Source organism: uncultured Phocaeicola sp. (genome assembly GCF_948499155.1).
In the GTDB taxonomy this organism is placed as follows: domain Bacteria; phylum Bacteroidota; class Bacteroidia; order Bacteroidales; family Bacteroidaceae; genus Phocaeicola; species Phocaeicola faecalis.
This window is the reverse complement of record NZ_CAOOSE010000001.1, coordinates 260,345-277,858: the sequence shown is the minus strand read 5'-3', so window position 1 is coordinate 277,858 and position 17,514 is coordinate 260,345. Positions and strand designations below refer to the sequence as shown.

15 protein-coding genes are annotated in these 17,514 nt (G+C 43.6%); 13 read left to right on the top strand and 2 right to left on the bottom strand.

From position 1 onward, the window contains the following. The first annotated feature begins 13 nt into the window (after positions 1-13). On the top strand, positions 14-904 hold the full coding sequence (gene rfbA / locus QYT14_RS01220; RefSeq protein ID WP_288324123.1) for a glucose-1-phosphate thymidylyltransferase RfbA: 891 nt from the start codon (positions 14-16) through the stop codon (positions 902-904). Continuing rightward, positions 904-1,473 carry a dTDP-4-dehydrorhamnose 3,5-epimerase gene (gene rfbC / locus QYT14_RS01215; RefSeq protein WP_237038045.1) on the top strand — a complete coding sequence of 190 codons (570 nt, stop codon included), beginning with the start codon at positions 904-906 and terminating at the stop codon, positions 1,471-1,473. The genes rfbA and rfbC overlap by 1 nt, the downstream gene beginning before the upstream one ends. 222 nt (positions 1,474-1,695) lie before the next feature. On the opposite strand, the gene QYT14_RS01210 is transcribed toward rfbC, so the two are convergent. Together QYT14_RS01210 and QYT14_RS01205 are read right to left on the bottom strand one after the other, a co-directional pair. Continuing rightward, on the bottom strand, positions 1,696-2,796 hold the full coding sequence (locus QYT14_RS01210) for a Wzz/FepE/Etk N-terminal domain-containing protein (protein ID WP_288324122.1): 1,101 nt from the start codon (positions 2,794-2,796) through the stop codon (positions 1,696-1,698). A gap of 1 nt (position 2,797) precedes the next feature. Then, positions 2,798-5,374, bottom strand: a complete 2,577-nt coding sequence (locus tag QYT14_RS01205; protein WP_288324121.1) for an SLBB domain-containing protein — start codon at positions 5,372-5,374, stop codon at positions 2,798-2,800. A 453-nt stretch (positions 5,375-5,827) separates the two neighbouring features. Here QYT14_RS01205 and QYT14_RS01200 point away from each other — a divergent pair, with 453 nt between their 5' ends. The 11 genes from QYT14_RS01200 to QYT14_RS01150 are packed head-to-tail and all read left to right on the top strand — an operon-like array spanning position 5,828 to position 17,434. Then, positions 5,828-6,193 carry a response regulator transcription factor gene (locus QYT14_RS01200; RefSeq protein ID WP_237038048.1) on the top strand — a complete coding sequence of 122 codons (366 nt, stop codon included), beginning with the start codon at positions 5,828-5,830 and terminating at the stop codon, positions 6,191-6,193. A 3-nt stretch (positions 6,194-6,196) separates the two neighbouring features. Continuing rightward, on the top strand, positions 6,197-7,363 hold the full coding sequence (locus QYT14_RS01195; protein WP_288324120.1) for a sugar transferase: 1,167 nt from the start codon (positions 6,197-6,199) through the stop codon (positions 7,361-7,363). 40 nt (positions 7,364-7,403) lie between these two features. Further along, positions 7,404-8,228: a TolC family protein gene (locus tag QYT14_RS01190; protein ID WP_237038050.1), complete on the top strand. Its 825-nt coding sequence runs from the start codon at positions 7,404-7,406 to the stop codon at positions 8,226-8,228. Position 8,229: 1 nt separating this feature from the next. Further along, complete coding sequence (locus tag QYT14_RS01185; protein WP_288324119.1) at positions 8,230-10,377, top strand: hypothetical protein; 2,148 nt, start codon at positions 8,230-8,232, stop codon at positions 10,375-10,377. Further along, the gene (locus QYT14_RS01180; protein WP_288324118.1) at positions 10,374-11,837 is read left to right on the top strand and encodes an O-antigen ligase family protein; all 1,464 of its coding nucleotides are present in this window, start codon (positions 10,374-10,376) and stop codon (positions 11,835-11,837) included. Before QYT14_RS01185 ends, QYT14_RS01180 begins: the two co-directional genes overlap by 4 nt. Beyond that, positions 11,818-12,723: a glycosyltransferase family 2 protein gene (locus QYT14_RS01175; RefSeq protein ID WP_288324117.1), complete on the top strand. Its 906-nt coding sequence runs from the start codon at positions 11,818-11,820 to the stop codon at positions 12,721-12,723. Before QYT14_RS01180 ends, QYT14_RS01175 begins: the two co-directional genes overlap by 20 nt. Next, positions 12,720-13,847, top strand: a complete 1,128-nt coding sequence (locus QYT14_RS01170; protein WP_288324116.1) for a glycosyltransferase family 2 protein — start codon at positions 12,720-12,722, stop codon at positions 13,845-13,847. The genes QYT14_RS01175 and QYT14_RS01170 overlap by 4 nt, the downstream gene beginning before the upstream one ends. Positions 13,848-13,853: 6 nt before the next feature. Continuing rightward, on the top strand, positions 13,854-15,017 hold the full coding sequence (locus QYT14_RS01165) for a glycosyltransferase family 2 protein (protein ID WP_288324115.1): 1,164 nt from the start codon (positions 13,854-13,856) through the stop codon (positions 15,015-15,017). A gap of 2 nt (positions 15,018-15,019) precedes the next feature. After that, complete coding sequence (locus QYT14_RS01160; RefSeq protein WP_237038056.1) at positions 15,020-15,634, top strand: acyltransferase; 615 nt, start codon at positions 15,020-15,022, stop codon at positions 15,632-15,634. A gap of 6 nt (positions 15,635-15,640) precedes the next feature. After that, positions 15,641-16,465 (top strand): DUF4422 domain-containing protein, encoded by an 825-nt coding sequence (locus QYT14_RS01155; protein ID WP_288324114.1) that lies wholly within the window; start codon positions 15,641-15,643, stop codon positions 16,463-16,465. Positions 16,466-16,468: 3 nt separating this feature from the next. Further along, a complete protein-coding gene (locus QYT14_RS01150) occupies positions 16,469-17,434 on the top strand; it encodes a glycosyltransferase (protein ID WP_288324113.1) in 966 nt (321 codons plus the stop codon). Positions 17,435-17,514: the final 80 nt, after the last annotated feature.

Genomic DNA, 17,514 nt, shown 5'->3' with positions numbered 1-17,514 from the left:
AAAATTTACTATAATGAAAGGAATTGTATTGGCTGGCGGTTCAGGCACACGTCTTTACCCTATAACGAAAGGAGTTTCCAAACAACTGCTCCCTGTATTTGACAAACCGATGATATATTATCCCATATCTGTATTAATGTTGGCAGGAATCAGGGAGATATTAATCATCTCAACCCCATACGACTTGCCCAGTTTCCAACGGCTGCTAGGTGACGGAAGTGATTTTGGAGTACATTTTGAATATGCGGAACAACCGTCTCCCGATGGCTTGGCGCAGGCTTTTATCATCGGTGAGAAATTCATCGGAGAGGATTCTGTCTGCCTTGTCTTAGGAGATAATATATTCCATGGGAACGGACTTTCTGCTTTGCTGAGAGAAGCCGTACATGCTGCCGAATGTGATAAAAAAGCAACAGTATTCGGATATTGGGTAAGTGACCCTGAAAGATATGGAGTGGCAGAGTTCGACAAAGAGGGAAACTGCCTGTCCATTGAGGAAAAACCGGCTCAACCCAAATCCAATTATGCCGTAGTGGGGCTGTATTTCTACCCCAATAAAGTAGTGGAAATTGCCAAGAACATCAAGCCATCGGCACGCGGAGAGCTGGAAATCACGACGGTAAACCAATGTTTTCTGCAGGAGAAGGAATTAAAGGTACAGACATTGGGACGCGGATTTGCATGGTTGGACACAGGTACACACGATTCTTTGGCAGAAGCAAGTACTTACATAGAAGTCATCGAAAAACGCCAGGGTTTAAAAGTAGCCTGCCTGGAAGGTATAGCATTAAGAAAAGGTTGGATTTCGACAGAAAAGATGCGCGAACTGGCTCAACCGATGCTTAAGAACCAATATGGACAATATTTACTTAAAGTAATTAAAGAATTAGGATTAGATAAATAATGGAAGTTATTAAAACGGCAATAGACGGGGTTCTTATTTTAGAGCCCCGTATTTTTAAGGATGCAAGAGGTTACTTTTTTGAAAGTTTCTCTTCCCGCGAATTTGAAGAAAAGGTATGTAAAACCACTTTCGTGCAAGACAATGAGAGTTTCTCCAGCTATGGTGTCGTACGAGGGTTACATTTTCAGAAACCTCCTTATACGCAAAGTAAAATAGTACGCGTCATTAAAGGCGCCGTGCTGGACGTGGCAGTGGATATCCGTAAAGGTTCTCCAACCTTCGGACAGCATGTGGCAGTAGAACTTACCGGAGAAAATCATCGACAATTATTTATACCAAGAGGGTTTGCTCATGGCTTTGCCGTGCTCAGTGATGAAGTCTTGTTCCAGTATAAATGTGACAACTTTTATGCTCCGCAAAGCGAAGGAGGCATTGCATGGAATGACCCTGATTTGAATATCGACTGGCGTATTCCGGAAGATAAAATCATTTTATCGGAAAAAGATAAGGTGCACCCTACTCTAAAAGAACACGAAATAGTTTTTAATTACAATCAGAAACTATATTAAAACAAATAGAGGGTGTGTAGAAACTCTCATAAACTAAAAGTTACCCTCGCCACAGGTAGTTGTAGCGAGGGTGATTTTGATAAAAGAGGAGCTTTGCCACACCTCCTTATTCATTACAATACGAGACAAGACAAATGAGTTTTTCCTCTCAAAGCTTCAATCATAAGATTGTCAACGCACAAGTTCTATTTTGAAACGGTCTTGCCAATATATCAATATCTATTATTCATTGCCGGAAGAAGACAATCCTTTCTTCAAGCCAGCCAATAAATCACGGCCAAACAAAATCCAAGCCGAAGTCCCTATTACTGCAAGAAAAACAAAACCGATTAGAATCATTTTCTTGCTTGTTCCTGATGGATGTAAAGGTACACTTGCCGGCTCAACCACTGCAAAAACAGGTTTTGCTTCCTGAACCTTGGCACGAGCCACCTGTAACTGGGTAGCCACCTGACTATATACTTGATATGCCAAACTCATTTCATTTTGCAAACGTTCACCTTCTGTCAAAACAGTTTGTAAAATAACATTTTTATTCGCATCCATGTAATTTGCATAACTTTGTTGAGCTACATAATATTCATGTTGTCTCTCTTTATACAACTGCTCCAAATAGTTACAATCCTGTTGGGCTTTTGACACCCTATATGATGTGATGTATTTTTGCAACTTAGCAACCACAGAGTCGGCTACCATTGCTGTAACTAAAGGGTCTTGTAACACGACTCCTACTGTGGTCATCCCACTTTTCTTATCTACATCGGCTGTTATTGCTTTACGCAATCCTGCAACTATAGACATTTGCTCACGAGTTAACTGAAAAGGGTCCAAATTCTTCATCTCTTCCTTCTGATTAGAAGATGAAGAGAAAAGATTTCGGATTTTTCCGGGAAGTTCCACTATTATTCCCCACCACGGAGCCTTCTTATGTTCAAAATAACCCACTAAAGTCGTGTCTACATCACCATGCAATGTTTTTACATGTATATCAAATAATTCCAAAATAAACGGAGTAGATTCCACTATATCCGGGAAAAGGGACACTGTTAATGCATCTGCGTCCATTCCCCCATTCATGCCGCCAAGTCCCAACATTGATGCCATACCAGACAACTCATTTCCACCGCCCTTTCCTGACTCCGGTGCCAAAGTTACCTCAACTTTATACAAAGGAGGAAGGCTAAAAGCTATTATTAAACCTAATAAAGCCCCTACCCCGGCTGCTTTTAATAAAAGTTTTCGGGCAAGCCACAACTTCCTGACATACGCCATCAAATCTATTTCCGGCGCTTTGGACACTGTATCTTTCTTTTCTTCACTCATCTTATTTCAATATATTAGCAATAGACGCCGCAGTTAATCCCAATGAGCCTAAAGACGAAGCGATTCCCAGAATGGTTTGGAAATTCATTCTTCCATTCCTGTCTTTTACCGGCACAACAATCTCGCACCCCGGCTCAATCATATTTCGTCCCGAACCTTTGACTTTGGCCACCTGACCATTCATATAAATGATAAATGCCCTGCTCTTACGAGCATTGTTTGCAAATCCACCAGCCTGACTAATATAGTATTTCACTGACTTATTATCCCTATAGGCTACAGTATTGGGCAACATCACCGCACCATTTATCCTTACAGTATTACTCAATTCGGGAACAACCAACTTATCACCGGCACGAAGCACCACGTCTGCACTGGAACCCGGATTCTTCATCGCCAACTCTAAATCAATACCCACAGAATAAACACTGTCCAAGTCCAACTTCAATGAATCCATATTGGCTTGCCCCATTTCACGACGCATCATTTTGAACACATCTTCCATACGCTTCAGCTCCTCGTCATTCGCCTGACGAATCAGCTTGGCGCCTTTCACATAAGCAAACGGAGTCACACCACCGGCCTTTTTCACCAAATCAGAAAGACGCTCACTCTTATTGGTCAGTGAGTAAGTACCGTCATAAAGCACCTCACCTGTAATATCTACATTGGCCTGCTCCTGATAACCGGGGCTTCTTCTGACATACACCTGGTCGTAGGGCTGCAACACGAAGCCGGGTTCGCCGTCAATCACAAATCCATCCTTCAAAGAAAAAGAATACATTTTACCAATAGTAGAAGAAACATCCGTACTCTTACTATCCTTGATACGCCGCGAAACGTCCACACGCACTGTAGATGCCGATTCCTTCAATCCTCCTGCCTGAATAATAATATCTTCCAGCGTCGTATTGTCGGCATACGGCAACTCCCCAGGACGGGCCACCTCACCAAACACTGTAATTACACCCATATCCTGCAAATCATGGATGCTGGGAATATAAAGAACATCATTCTTCTGTAAAGGGATATCGGGAATAGTGCCGTCAAGCACTTTCTTAATGTCAATAGGAATCACCTCACGAGTCAAATTATTACGCTCGCGATACAGCACGGCACGGGCAGTAAACGCATCCCCCATCAAACCGTCCGCTTTTTCTACCAACTGGCGAACCGTATTCAATGAGCCTCCAAACTGATAGATGCCCGGACGGTAAACCGCACCCTTAATCTCCAGCTTGTTTTCAAAACGATTCAAGATAGCCTCGGCAGTCACCTTGTCGCCATCTTTCACCGGAAAAACGGAGTAATCAATATCATCAATCGTATAGACCTGATATTCTTTCCCATTCTGGCGAATCATGCGCAGGGCACGAGTGTATGCATCTCCCGAAAAACCACCGGCATACTTAAGCAAAGTCTTTACATTCTCGCCATTCTTCATTTCGTATTTCATGGGGCGTTTTACGTTCCCTTCAATCTTCACCAATGCTTCATAAGGAGGCACAATGACAACATCCCCCTCCTGCAAACGAATGTCATCGGTGGTCTTACCGCGCATGATAAAATCGTACACGTCGACCGTGGCGATAGGCTTGCCGCCGCGAACCAACTGAATGGCACGCAAACTACCGATATCATTTACTCCGCCCGCACGGTAAAGAGCATGGAAAACTGTGGAGAAAGAAGAAAGCGCATAAGTACCGGGAGTCAGTACCTCTCCCATCACGTTCACCTGAATGGTACGGCTGTCTCCCAACGTCACCTTTATTTGTGAAACAGGATTTTCGCTGTCTATGCCGGCATAAATCCGGTTCAGCTCCTTGCGTAAATAGTCCGTTGCCTCACTCACCGTCATGCCGTTCAGATACACCAAACCGATATCTTCTATATTAATGTATCCGTCGGGCGAAATATTATCGCGTATGGTAGCCTGATTGGTTCCCCAAATGTCTATAATCACTTCATCTCCGGGTCCCAAACGATAATCCACCGGAGTAGCCAGATTCACACTGGGCTCGAATGTCAGATTCTTGGTATTGAAAATATCACGTCCGAAAACCTTTTCCTCCTTCTTTTCATCCTCCTGCAAATAAAGAACCGTGTTATTGTCATATACAATATTACCATTCTTATCAATGGTATAGGTACCCATCTCTCTGGGCTCCAAAGGTTCGGTTGTTACATATTTATAAACAGGAACTTCTTTTTTCTCCGAGGATTCGTCAAAATTAAAATTCTTATCGATGTAATCATTGCCATTCTTTCCGTCTTCTTTTTCACCGGCTCCATTCTTCGTACGACCGCGTCCCTTTGTGTTGTCTAAGGTAGAAGACGATGAGTTTTTCCCATTCTTCTTTTGCTGTTCGTACAATAATTTGACACGTTCCGCCTGTTCCTTGGTCACCCCCCGACGAGCAAGCTCTGTGCTGATTTGCTGCTGGCTTTTGCCTTGTGCCAATCCTGACTGCACATATTCCACCACTTGCTTATCGGTCATACCACCTCCTGTCTGCGCAACAGAAGTAACAGACAGGCAAATTAATAGCAATGCAAATGTTACTATTTTTCTCATCATAAATCCTTCAATAGTTCTTTTAATTTATTTTTTCGACTAGTTTAGTATAAACTCCGCAAAAGTACGCAATCTTTTTGATATAAGCATTAAAATATTGCTAATAAAAGAGTATGTATCATACTTCATTATAAAATCGTTATTTTCATTTATTATATCAAAAAAACCTCAAGAGGGTTTAACGAAACAATCAAGACAGTTTTCATAAACAATGGTGACTATCTTTGAAAACAATGGAGACATCTTTTTGTTCTTCCGGGCAATCCAATTAGTCATCGCTTTCCTCATTTGATAAAAACCTTGTTTCCGATGAAAAATAAATGATTTATTTCCCGGCAACACCCTCATCGACAATAATATCGACAAAAAAGCGGTATATACTCCTAAATTTAATCGATTTATATTGTTTTATACCAATATTTTTCCTTATTTTTGCCAAACATAATAAAGAATGATATGAGAAAGAGAATATTGATTCTAGACGACAAAGAAACAATAGCAAAAGTACTGTCTATTTATTTGATGGCTGACTATGACTGCATTTGGTTGCAGGATGGAGTTCAAGGAATGAAATGGTTACAGGAAGGGAACCTGCCGGACTTGATAATTTCAGACATACGCATGCCGGAAATGAGAGGAGACGATTTCCTGGAATGGATTAAGGCAAATGAACTGTTCAAGCATATCCCTGTCATTATGTTGAGCAGCGAAGACAGCACCACCGAACGAATAAGACTACTCGAAATAGGCGCGGAAGACTATATCGTAAAGCCCTTTAACCCGATGGAACTCAAAATCAGAGTAAAGAAGATAATCGAATAGGTTATGGCAACTAATCTGCTTTATATAGGAAAAAGCAAATCTTTCCTGACTCAATTCGGGAAGTTGGAAGATGTGCAGTTAATTTATGCCAAAGACCATAAAGACGCTATTACCATTTGTATCAACCTTAAAGCGAGAGAGAATATTATCATTCTCTATGAACAGGGAAACTTGAAGGAGGATGTGGAAAACATCACTCTTTTCAGGAAAAAATTCTATCAGGGGTATGTGGTGCTGGTCACCGGCGGTTTGAAGAAAGAAGAAAGCGCGGCGTATCTGAAAAGCGGTATCAATGACACAATCAGCCCCGACATTTCAAAAGAAGAGCTGATTCAGAAGATTGACCTGATTAACAAAAGACAAGAACTGCTCTACATCAGCAACAGAAAGAAAAAAGTGGTAAAGCGTTTCATACTGCCTCGGTGGAAACGCTTTTTTGACATCACTTTTGCCAGTATAGCACTTATCGTCCTGTTGCCCGTCTTCCTTATTATAGCATTGGCGATTCGGCTGGAAAGCAAAGGGCCGATTATTTATAAAGCAAAAAGAGTAGGCACGAACTACAATATCTTTGACTTTCTGAAGTTTCGCTCCATGTACAATGATGCGGACAAGCATCTGAAAGAACTGTCGGACTTAAACCAATATAAATCTGAAAACGACACTGCAGCCGAGCCAAAAGGATTCGCCGATGATGACTTGGGTGGCTTTCTGATTGGAGACGACGGCGTGATACTGGTTTCTGACGACTTCATCATTCCGGAAGAAGTATTCGCATCCAAAAGAAACAGTGAACAAGAGGAACCTTTTGTAAAAATAGAGAAAGACCCTCGTGTCACGAAAGTAGGACGTTTCTTACGTAAATACAGCTTGGACGAACTGCCGCAGCTTATCAATATATTAAAAGGAGATATGTCTGTGGTAGGCAACCGGCCCCTCCCGCTCTACGAAGCCGAGCGCCTGACGAACGACGACAGTATAGACCGGTTCATGGCTCCTGCGGGACTGACGGGCTTGTGGCAAGTGGAGAAACGGGGAGACTCGGGACGGCTATCTGCCAAAGAACGAAAAGAACTGGATTTAAGATACGGCAGAGAATTCTCGTTTGGAATGGACATGAAAATTCTACTGAAAACATTTACCGCTTTCGTCCAAAAGGGAGATGTATAAACAATAATAAACAATGATTTAAAGGGGAAAAAGACATTCTATGAAACAACTATATGCTATAAGCATTCTCATATTTCTGTTTACAGGCTATGCCAAAGCTCAGGAAACACACGGAATACAGCAACCTGTCACAACACAGGATGAAGTAAATTCGAGTCTAAATATAGATATAGCCAAAATCAAACTACCTCCGCTGAGTGTGTTGTACGAGAATGCACGCAGCACTCCGAGTATCGAGATTCTGGAGAAAGAGAAGCAACTGCAGAAAAAAATATTGGCAAAAGAAAAAAGAAGCTGGATGAGCCTTTTTAATGCCTTCGGAAATATTTCGCACGGCATTGCCGATAACATCGGTTCGTCCACCGACCCGACCACTCCTTTAATCTATCGTTATACGGGAACGGAACAGACCTCGTGGAGTGTGGGCGGCTCCGTGTCAGTGCCGCTCGAAACGCTATTCGATTTACCGGGCAGAGTGAAGCGGCAACGCATTCAGGTGGATATTGCAGAATTGAAAAAGCAACAGGCATACGAGGAACTGAAAATACAGATAGCCCATTTGTATGTCCAGATTTTGTCGAATATCGAAACCTTGCAGCGCTCGGCAGAACATCTTGCTTTATATAAAGGTGCATCTGCCATTGCCGAACAGGAATACAGAAACAGGCGCACGACAATAGAAGCGGTAGCTCAAACAAAAGAGAAGGAATTCGGCGCCAATCAGGGATTCGCGGCCTTGCGTTCAACCATCAATGACCAATTGCTGATGCTCGAAATTATTTCTCATACACCGATTCTTACCATTCAGGAAGAGTTAAGTGCTACCGACGGAATGGACAAGAGTGAAAATACTGAACTGAAATAATATGGAATTATTCAAATATATAGTAAGATTTTTCTATCGCATCCGCTGGTGGATGGTTATCTTTCCATGTATTGCCGGTGTCATAGCATGGTTTATGACCCGAGACCTTGAAAAGACATACGATGTAAAAACAACTATTTTTACAGGTATTATTTCAGGATACAATGTAGATGCCACCGACTCCCGAAATGCGGGAGTGCATCTGAGCAATCTGATGAACATCATCACGACCGAACGTACCTTGAAGATTGTCTCTCTCAAGTTGCTTGCCCGTTGCCTGGTGTATGGAGATGCCGAGAAGAATACAAGCTACATTTCGGCAGAGCACTATCAGCAGTTGGTGGGTGGTGTGCCCAGAGAGATGAAAGCACTCATCGACAAGCAGAATGAGGAAAAGACGTACAATAATCTGGTTGCCTTTGAGAGACCGTCTGTTAATAATTTTATTTACAGGCTGCTCAATTATACGCATCCATACTTTAGTATACCGCTCCTTTCTCAGAATATCAAAGTGGCCAGACTGGGCAACAGTGACATGATAGAAATAGCGTATAGTTCCAATGACCCCGGAATTGCTTACAACACACTTGATATATTGAATGAAGAATTTGTCAAACAATATCATGAGCTGCGATACGGTGAGACGGATAATGTCATCAAGTTTTTTCAAGAAGAGCTAGCCCGACTGGGCAAAATGCTGACCTCTGCCGAAGATTCGTTGATAGAATACAACATTGAGCACCGTATCATCAACTACGGCGAGCAAACCAAACAAGTGGCGGGGATGGATGCCAGTTATCAGATGATGGACAATGACTTGCTCATCACTTACTCCACCAGTAAAGCGTTAATTGATTTTTATGAATATAAATTGGGAGACATCGCCAAAGCAATCCGCACCAACAACCAGTTCTTAAACAAGCTGCAACAAATATCACAATTAAATACAAAAATATCTACCATGGAGATTACTCCCGACCAGAAAAACCAACAAGTGCTGGAGAATGAGAAGGGAGTGCTCAGTGATGCGGAGAAAAGTATTAGTGACATTGCCATGCAGTTGAGTGCCGAATCAGCTTCGACCAACAACGTGCCCTACGAAACCTTGATAAGCCAGTGGCTGGAGCAGGTCGTATTGATGGAAAAGACAAAAGCGCAGATGGATACCCGCGATATCATGAGAGAGAAGATAGACCGGGACTTCTTGTACTTCTCTCCTATCGGCGCCACACTCGGACGTAAAGAGCGACACATCGGTTTCGTAGAAAGTAATTATATGTCAACAATGGGGGCATTGAATGCCGCCATCTTGCGACAAAAGAATCTGGAGATGACTTCGGCCTCCCTCAAAATCATGAATCCGCCGTTGTTCCCTCTTACTTCCTCCCCCACCAATGCACGGATGATTATACTTTCATCCATATTGGGTACCTTATTGTTTATTATCGGCTATTTCCTAATCATCGAAATCTTAGACCGCACCCTCAGAGACAAGATACGCACACAACGCATCACCGGAGGTACCGTCATCGGAGCGTATCCCAAAGACAGTGCCCTGCGATACAGAAGGTATAATAAGGCAATAGACGAAATGGCCATCAAGCAGTTGAGTACCAGCCTGCTGCCTCTTTTAAGTGTAAACAAACAGCGAATCATCAACTTGCTGAGTACGGAGGAGAAAGACGGCAAGACGCACATAGCACTGGCTTTGGAACAATATTGGACAAGCATCGGACTGGATGTGAGACGCATCACGTATGACGAAGATTTCTTAAGCGAAGACAGCCAGTACGTTCAGGCCAACAGCATAAAAGACTTGTGCCCCGACCTCGGGAAAGACGAAATTCTTTTAATAGAATATCCGGTGCTAAAGGGTAATCCGATTCCTCCCACGCTACTGAATGAGGCTTCTGTCAACCTGATGGTCGTACGTGCCAACAGAACATGGAAAGACATTGACCAACTGATGTACAAGCGTTTATTGCAGGCTAAGGACGAGCAGGTGCCCTTGTTCTTCTACTTGACGCAGGCCGGAAGAAACACGGTTGAAGAATTCACCGGACAGCTTCCTCCATATACGAAGTTTAAGAATATAGAATACAGACTCTTCCAACTGGGCTTGACCGCTGTGGAGTATAACAAAAAATGATAGTTAAGGAATATAACATCTTTGAAAAAGGAATCAATGCAATTGTCGTGATTGTCGGATTATTGCTTTGCATCTGGACCGCCACTACCATGAAAGCGACAGTGGCGACCGCAATCGGTCTGATTCCTTTCCTGCTCACTTTCATTTTTATCTGCATCAACCGGCCGGCCATTATTCTATGTATCACCTTTATCATCAATTATATTATAATGGGAGTCAACCGGTATTATCCGATTCCGATTCCCATCACCAATATCTTCGATTTGCTGTTCGGCATCATGCTGACACTCATCGTACTCAAGCAAGTATATACGGATGACGACAACAGAAAGAACGCAATGAATGCGTACACATTCATCTTGTCAGGATGGCTGTTATACTGCATCATCAATGTAGGAAACGGCATCACCGGAGAGCTATACCCCGAGGCATGGCTCAGAATACTGAGACCTTGGGCCATATACCCGTTGCTCACCTGCATCATTCTATCCATACATTGCAACCGCTATGCCTTTCTGCATTATTTCCTGATTCTATGGGGAATATTCACCTTGCTGGCTGCCGCAAAAGGGTATTGGCAAAAGAATAAAGGATTTGACAGTACCGAACTGGCATGGCTGTGGGCATACGGCGCACGCACCCACTTCATACATTCGGGCATCCGCTATTTCTCGTTTTTCACAGATGCCGCCATCTTCGGAGCCACGATGGGACTGTCGTGCACCACCTTTTTCCTGTCAGCGCTATATTCCAAAAACCGATACCTCAAGCTATTCTATTTTGTAGTCAGCATGGCAGGATTCTATGGTCTGCTCATTGCCGGAACACGAGCCGCCATTGCCATACCGATAGCAGGACTGGGTGTTTTTCTCTTCCTATCAAAGAACTGGAAAATCGGTGTATTGTCATTCTTTTTGCTTTTCGGCGGAGTGGGAATGTTGAAATACACAAAGATTGGAGAAGACAACCGGTTGATACGCCGTATGCGCACCGTCTTCGACTCGAATGACCAGTCGCTGCTCGTACGTTTTGAGAATCAGAAAGCACTCAAAGCCTATATGTCGGAGATGCCCTTCGGCATAGGAATGGGCGTGCAAAACGGAGTCATTTCCCCCCAAAACAAATACTATTTCGTCTCCATCTGTCCTGCCGACTCAAGCCTTGTAGACGTATGGATACAGATGGGCGTAGTGGGATTAACCGTCTTTCTGGGCATGCACGCCGCATTATTCATACTGGGAGCATACATCATACTGTTCCGAATCAGCAATCCCGAAATAAGAGGACCGCTGACAGGTATGTTATGCGGATGTGCAGGCATGCTTGTCGCCTCGTATGCCAACATGGTTTATTTTCAGTTTCCTAACGGAATCCTGATATATTCTTGTTTTACGTTTATCTTTCTAGGCCCGCATTTAGACAGATTATATACCAAAGAACATGAACAGCGCACAACCTGACATATCAGTTATAACTGTCAATTACAACGGTTATCATGACACTTGTGAATTCATTGATTCATGGGTGAACACCGTCACGTCTGTCTGTTATGAAATCATTGTCGTAGACAATGGCTCAACCGCCAACGAAGGGCTCCTTCTGCAACAGAAATACCCTTCCGTCCATGTCATACGAAGCGAACAAAATCTGGGCTTTGCAGGCGGCAATAATCTAGGTATAAGAAGTGCCCAAGGAAACTATCTTTTCTTATTGAACAATGACACCCTTATTGTAAAAGATACTGTAGACCTGTTAATCAAACGCCTGCGCTCGTCAGAAGGTATTGCGGGTGTTTCCCCGTTAATACTTAATTACACAGAGCCACACACCATCCAGTTTGCAGGATATACCCCCCTATCCTCCATCACCCTCCGAAACCGCACGACAGGCAGAGGAAGCCGGGACAAAAGCCGCTATCCGGCAAAAAGAACACCCTATCTGCATGGTGCTGCCATGCTTCTCAAAAAGCAGGTTATAGACCAGATAGGGGGTATGCCGGAAGAGTACTTCTTGTATTATGAGGAATTGGACTGGTGCACCCGCATCACTGCAGAAGGATATAAGCTTTGGTACGATCCGGCCTTTGAAATATGGCACAAAGACGGCAGTTCCAGCGGAAAAGGCAGCCCCCTGCAATGTTATTATTTGAGCAGAAACAGATTATTATACGCTCAGCGCAACCTCTCCGGTTGGAGGCGGTGCCTTGCCTTGCTCTACCAACTGACCATTGTATGTCCCAAAAACATCGTCACGGCATGGAGCAAAGGGCAAACAGAAGCAGCCAAAGCACACCGGGAAGGGACAAAAGCATTTTTCAAACTTAGAAATAAAGACAAACAGCTATGATATTTATTGGATATTTAGATTTAGTATTATTCGCATTATGCGCCTTCACTGTTGTCTATATGCTGATATATGCCATAGCAGCAACAGTCAGACGTACAGACAAATATTCCGAATCGAGGATAAAACATCGGTTCGCCATCCTCATCCCTGCCTACAAGGATGACGAATACGTCTTTTATGCCATCCGGTCTTTTCTACAGCAAGACTACCCCATCGACTGTTTCGACATCATCGTCATTTCCGACCACTTGAAGTCGGAAACCAACCAACAATTGGCCCAACTGCCTATCATCTTATTAAAAGCCAACTTTAAGAAAAGCTCCAAGACCAAATCCATCAAAGCAGCCCTATCACAACTCGCAGACGGCCAATACGACATTGCCCTGCTGATGAATGCCGACAATGTGGTGGAGAAAAACTTCCTGAACGAAATAAACAATACGTATGCAAGCGGTTCCAATGCCATCCAAAGTCACCGGATACGCAAAGACAGGCCCAACAATGTCATTGTCCTAGACGCCGTGACAGATGAAATCAACAACTCCATCCTGCGGGCCGGCCATGTCACCTTCGGGCTATCCGCCTCACTCAACGGATCGGGCACAGCCATCGACTTCAACTGGCTCAAAGAAAACATCAGGAAACTGAGCGACGATGAGGATGAAAAGACCATTGAATCATTGCTGCTGAGGGAACGAATCTATGTGGAATACCTGAACCAGACCCACGTATATGCCCTCAAAGACGGTGGAAAGAAACGGTTCTACGCCCAACGCAACAGTTGGATAAAAGCACAATACTATTCCCTGTTTACCAACATCGGCAACCTGCCCCATGCCATTTTCAGCGGGAATTTCGACTATGCCGACCGCATCCTGCAATGGCTCATTTTCCCGCGCACCATCTTGCTGGGACTCATCCTGCTCTTTGGCACCATAATGATATTTTTTGACTGGTCAGCCTGTGTCAAATGGTGGATATTGCTCTTCTGCCTCTTATTCACAATGGCTCTGGCAATCCCCAACTACCTGGTAGACGACAAGTTCAACAAAGCGATGAAAGCCATTCCGGTCATGGCTGCAGGGATGGCCGTCAACTTCCTTTTCGGGAAAAAGAAAAAGTAAATTAATATGCTGTCGGGAACGATACATATCATTGAATTTGTACTATATATCTACTTCGCCGTCTGTGTGGGATATATAGTTATCTTCGCTGTTGCATCTTGTTTCTTCAAGCCACAACAATACCCCGAAAGCCATGAATTCAAACGCTTTGCCATACTCATACCCGCCTATAAGGAAGACAATGTAATCCTTGACTGCATCCATTCCGTATTACAGCAAACGTATCCTGAGCAGCACTATGACGTCATTGTCATCTCCGACAGAATGAGCGACACCACCAACCGTCTGCTGAGTGACGAACCACGTATCACCTTACTGAAAATACAAGAACCGGAAAGTTCCAAAGCCAAAGCTTTGCGTCTGGCAACAGCACACATCTCCCGCCTCCAATATGATTATGTCATTATATTAGATGCCGACAACCTCATATCCACCGGTTATTTATATGAACTAAACAAAGCAGTATCCCAAGGTGCAAAAGCGATACAGACACACCGAAAAGCCAAAAACCTGAACTCGGATACAGCCATACTGGATGCAGTCATAGAAGAAATGAACAATGCCATATTCAGAAAAGGACACATCCGACTAGGATTCTCCTCAGCACTCATCGGCTCGGGGATGGCTTTTGACTTCCAATGGTTTAAGCAAAATATCATACATACACACACCGCCGGAGAGGACAAAGAATTAGAAGAACTGTTACTCGGCCAAGGCATCCACATAGCATATGCCGATGCGATAGAAACGCTGGACGAAAAGGTACAAAAAGCAGACACCATGCGCCACCAGCGCCGCCGCTGGATAGCCACCCAACTATTCCTTGCCCTCAAAATGGGAAGCAACCTGCCTTCAGCCCTCCTGCATGGGAACCGGGATTATCTATTAAAAACAATTCAGACATTTATCCTTCCGCGCAGCATCCTCATGGCAGTACTAGGCGTCATTTCGCTCATTTATTGTACCGTCTCCCCACTTTCGTCTGTAAAATGGTGGATTTTGTTTATATTGCTGACCCTATCACTATACATCGCCATCCCTCCCGACATGAGACATAAATATGCAAGCAAAACCATAAGGCAAGTTCCTTATTTTGCAATCATAATGACACTTAATTTGTTTCATTTAAAAGGAATGGCAAATAAATTTACCCATACACAACATGGATAGCTATGAATCTAAAGAATTATCTACATAGAAATCCCAAGTTAAAGAAACGGATTCACCGATTCATCATGCATCCGGTGAAAACACGTCCCTATTGGTGGGTACGGATACTGCAACCATTCTATATCAAAAAAGGAAAAGGAGCAGTCATCTATCGCAGCGTCCGGAAAGACCTGCCCCCCTTCCACCAATTCCGGTTAGGCCAATATTCTGTCATTGAAGATTACTCCTGCCTGAACAATGCCGTAGGAGATATCATTATCGGCGATTATTGCCGAATCGGACTGAGCAACACGGTTATCGGCCCCATCCAAATAGACAACGGAGTCAATATTTCTCAAAATGTAGTCCTCATCGGCTTGAACCATAACTATCGCGACATCACCAAAGGTATCATCGAACAAGGCATCACCACCTCCCCCATCCATATCGGAGAGCATACCATTATCGGAGCCAACGTGATTGTACTGCCCGGTGTAAACATTGGGAAACACTGCTTTATCGGTGCCGGCTGTGTGGTGACTAAAGACATTCCTGATTACTGCGTCACAGTGGGCAACCCGGCACGTATCATCAAGCGGTTTAATCCACAAACACAAATGTGGGAAAAAGTCAACTGAACAACTATGGAAAAAGAAATTAAAATATTAGTCTGTGCACACCGGGAAGCAGCCCTCCCGTCCCATAAATACTTCTACCCCATCCAGGTAGGAGCCGCCCTCACCAACACCCGGTTCTACCATGCGCAAGACAATACCGGTGACAACATTTCTGACAAGAATCCCCATTTTTGTGAGTTGACAGCACATTACTGGGCTTGGAAAAACATGAGATGCGACATCATCGGACTGAACCATTACAGGCGTTTCTTTGATTTCTACCGACCGTTCGCCTCCTTTTCGCCCGACAGAAGTTTTGTAGACCATGACACATTTCTGAAAAAGAAATATTGCTTTCCCGATGTAGAGAAGTTATTGAATGATTATGACATCATACTCCCGTCCAAACGTCATTATCCTTACAATGTGGGCACGCAGTATGCCGTTTTCCACATTGTAAACGACCTCCATATATTAAAAGAAGTGATTCATGATATCAGCCCCGAATACTCCACCGCCTTCGACACACTGATGTATCACAGCAATGCCTATTCCGGTTATAATATGTTCATCACCCGATGGAAACATTTTGACGGATACTCCGAATGGCTATTCAAGGTTTTATTCGAACTGGAAAAACGTGTAAAGCTCTCCGGTTACCCCGACCAAGCCCGGCTGTTCGGCTATTTATCCGAACGGCTCATCAACATATATTGCATCCGAAACCGGTTGAAGGTGAAGTACATTCCTGTCATCATGCCCCTGAATGAAGCATTCCGAAACCCCGGCAACCTCCGTTACACCCTGCGCCGCTTAAAAAACGACTTGATATATAAACTTACAAAACTATAAAGTATGCCACTCGTATCCGTCATCATCCCAATCTATAACACCGAACGATTCCTGCCCAAATGCATAGAAAGCGTTCTGGCACAAACCTTGTCGGACATCGAGATAATCCTGATTGACGATGGAAGTACAGACAACAGCGGGAAGATATGCGACAGCTATGCCTGTAAAGACAAAAGAATACATGTGACACACACTCCCAATCACGGAGTCAGTCATGCACGAAATAAAGGAATAGAACTGAGCCAAGGAAAGTACATCCATTTCACCGACAGTGACGACCGGATGGAGCCCGAAATGTTATCTGAACTCTATCGTCTCATCCTCCGATATAATGCAAATATGTCTACATGCGGTTACTTGATTGAAGACGAAAACGAAAATATCATTTACCAAATAAAAGAAAAGCAGACCTACATCATGAATAAGCGAGAAGGCATATCTTCTTTATTTCATGACTCTTATTACAGATATAAAGGCAATTTATGGGACAAGCTATACGATAAAAAGATTATTGACAAGCATCAACTGACATTCAACGAAAACATAGACTACAATGAAGACCGGCTCTTCATCTTCCAATACATGATGCACTGCACATCAATAGCCTGCACCACCCTTCCCTATTATCACTATATCATCAGAAATGCAAGTGCCATGCACACATTCGGAAATTCATATCGCGCCAACATGTGTACATTTATGGATGCTTTTGATATTATGGCCACCCTCTCCGCCTCCTTTCCCGAGTCTGTCGGGCGAGCCTTGTCACAAGATTACATCCACAGCTCGATTTCGTTCTTCAAAAAATATGCCACTCAAATGCCCATGCATGAAATACAAAACCGGATTCGCACTATCAAAAGAAACCACTATCCCTGTCTCTCCGTATGTGAGAAAATAAAGTACACACTATCCTTTGTCCGCATACTGGTTCTTAAAAAATTCCATCGTCAGCCCATCCAACGATAGCAGCGCAGCAAAAACTTCACCAGCCTATAAACCATCCGATGAAATCCGGATATTCACCATGAGCCTGCGCAATCCCCTTA

What these genes read in the sequence shown, in the direction of transcription:
- QYT14_RS01190 (WP_237038050.1), top strand. Translation starts at nt 7,404, where the DNA reads ATGAAACAACTATATGCTATAAGCATTCTCATATTTCTGTTTACAGGC.
- QYT14_RS01180 (WP_288324118.1), top strand. Translation starts at nt 10,374, where the DNA reads ATGATAGTTAAGGAATATAACATCTTTGAAAAAGGAATCAATGCAATT.
- rfbC (WP_237038045.1), top strand. Translation starts at nt 904, where the DNA reads ATGGAAGTTATTAAAACGGCAATAGACGGGGTTCTTATTTTAGAGCCC.
- QYT14_RS01210 (WP_288324122.1), bottom strand. Translation starts at nt 2,796, where the DNA reads ATGAGTGAAGAAAAGAAAGATACAGTGTCCAAAGCGCCGGAAATAGAT.
- QYT14_RS01150 (WP_288324113.1), top strand. Translation starts at nt 16,469, where the DNA reads ATGCCACTCGTATCCGTCATCATCCCAATCTATAACACCGAACGATTC.
- QYT14_RS01200 (WP_237038048.1), top strand. Translation starts at nt 5,828, where the DNA reads ATGAGAAAGAGAATATTGATTCTAGACGACAAAGAAACAATAGCAAAA.
- QYT14_RS01170 (WP_288324116.1), top strand. Translation starts at nt 12,720, where the DNA reads ATGATATTTATTGGATATTTAGATTTAGTATTATTCGCATTATGCGCC.
- QYT14_RS01185 (WP_288324119.1), top strand. Translation starts at nt 8,230, where the DNA reads ATGGAATTATTCAAATATATAGTAAGATTTTTCTATCGCATCCGCTGG.
- QYT14_RS01155 (WP_288324114.1), top strand. Translation starts at nt 15,641, where the DNA reads ATGGAAAAAGAAATTAAAATATTAGTCTGTGCACACCGGGAAGCAGCC.
- QYT14_RS01195 (WP_288324120.1), top strand. Translation starts at nt 6,197, where the DNA reads ATGGCAACTAATCTGCTTTATATAGGAAAAAGCAAATCTTTCCTGACT.
- QYT14_RS01165 (WP_288324115.1), top strand. Translation starts at nt 13,854, where the DNA reads ATGCTGTCGGGAACGATACATATCATTGAATTTGTACTATATATCTAC.
- QYT14_RS01175 (WP_288324117.1), top strand. Translation starts at nt 11,818, where the DNA reads ATGAACAGCGCACAACCTGACATATCAGTTATAACTGTCAATTACAAC.
- QYT14_RS01160 (WP_237038056.1), top strand. Translation starts at nt 15,020, where the DNA reads ATGAATCTAAAGAATTATCTACATAGAAATCCCAAGTTAAAGAAACGG.
- QYT14_RS01205 (WP_288324121.1), bottom strand. Translation starts at nt 5,374, where the DNA reads ATGATGAGAAAAATAGTAACATTTGCATTGCTATTAATTTGCCTGTCT.
- rfbA (WP_288324123.1), top strand. Translation starts at nt 14, where the DNA reads ATGAAAGGAATTGTATTGGCTGGCGGTTCAGGCACACGTCTTTACCCT.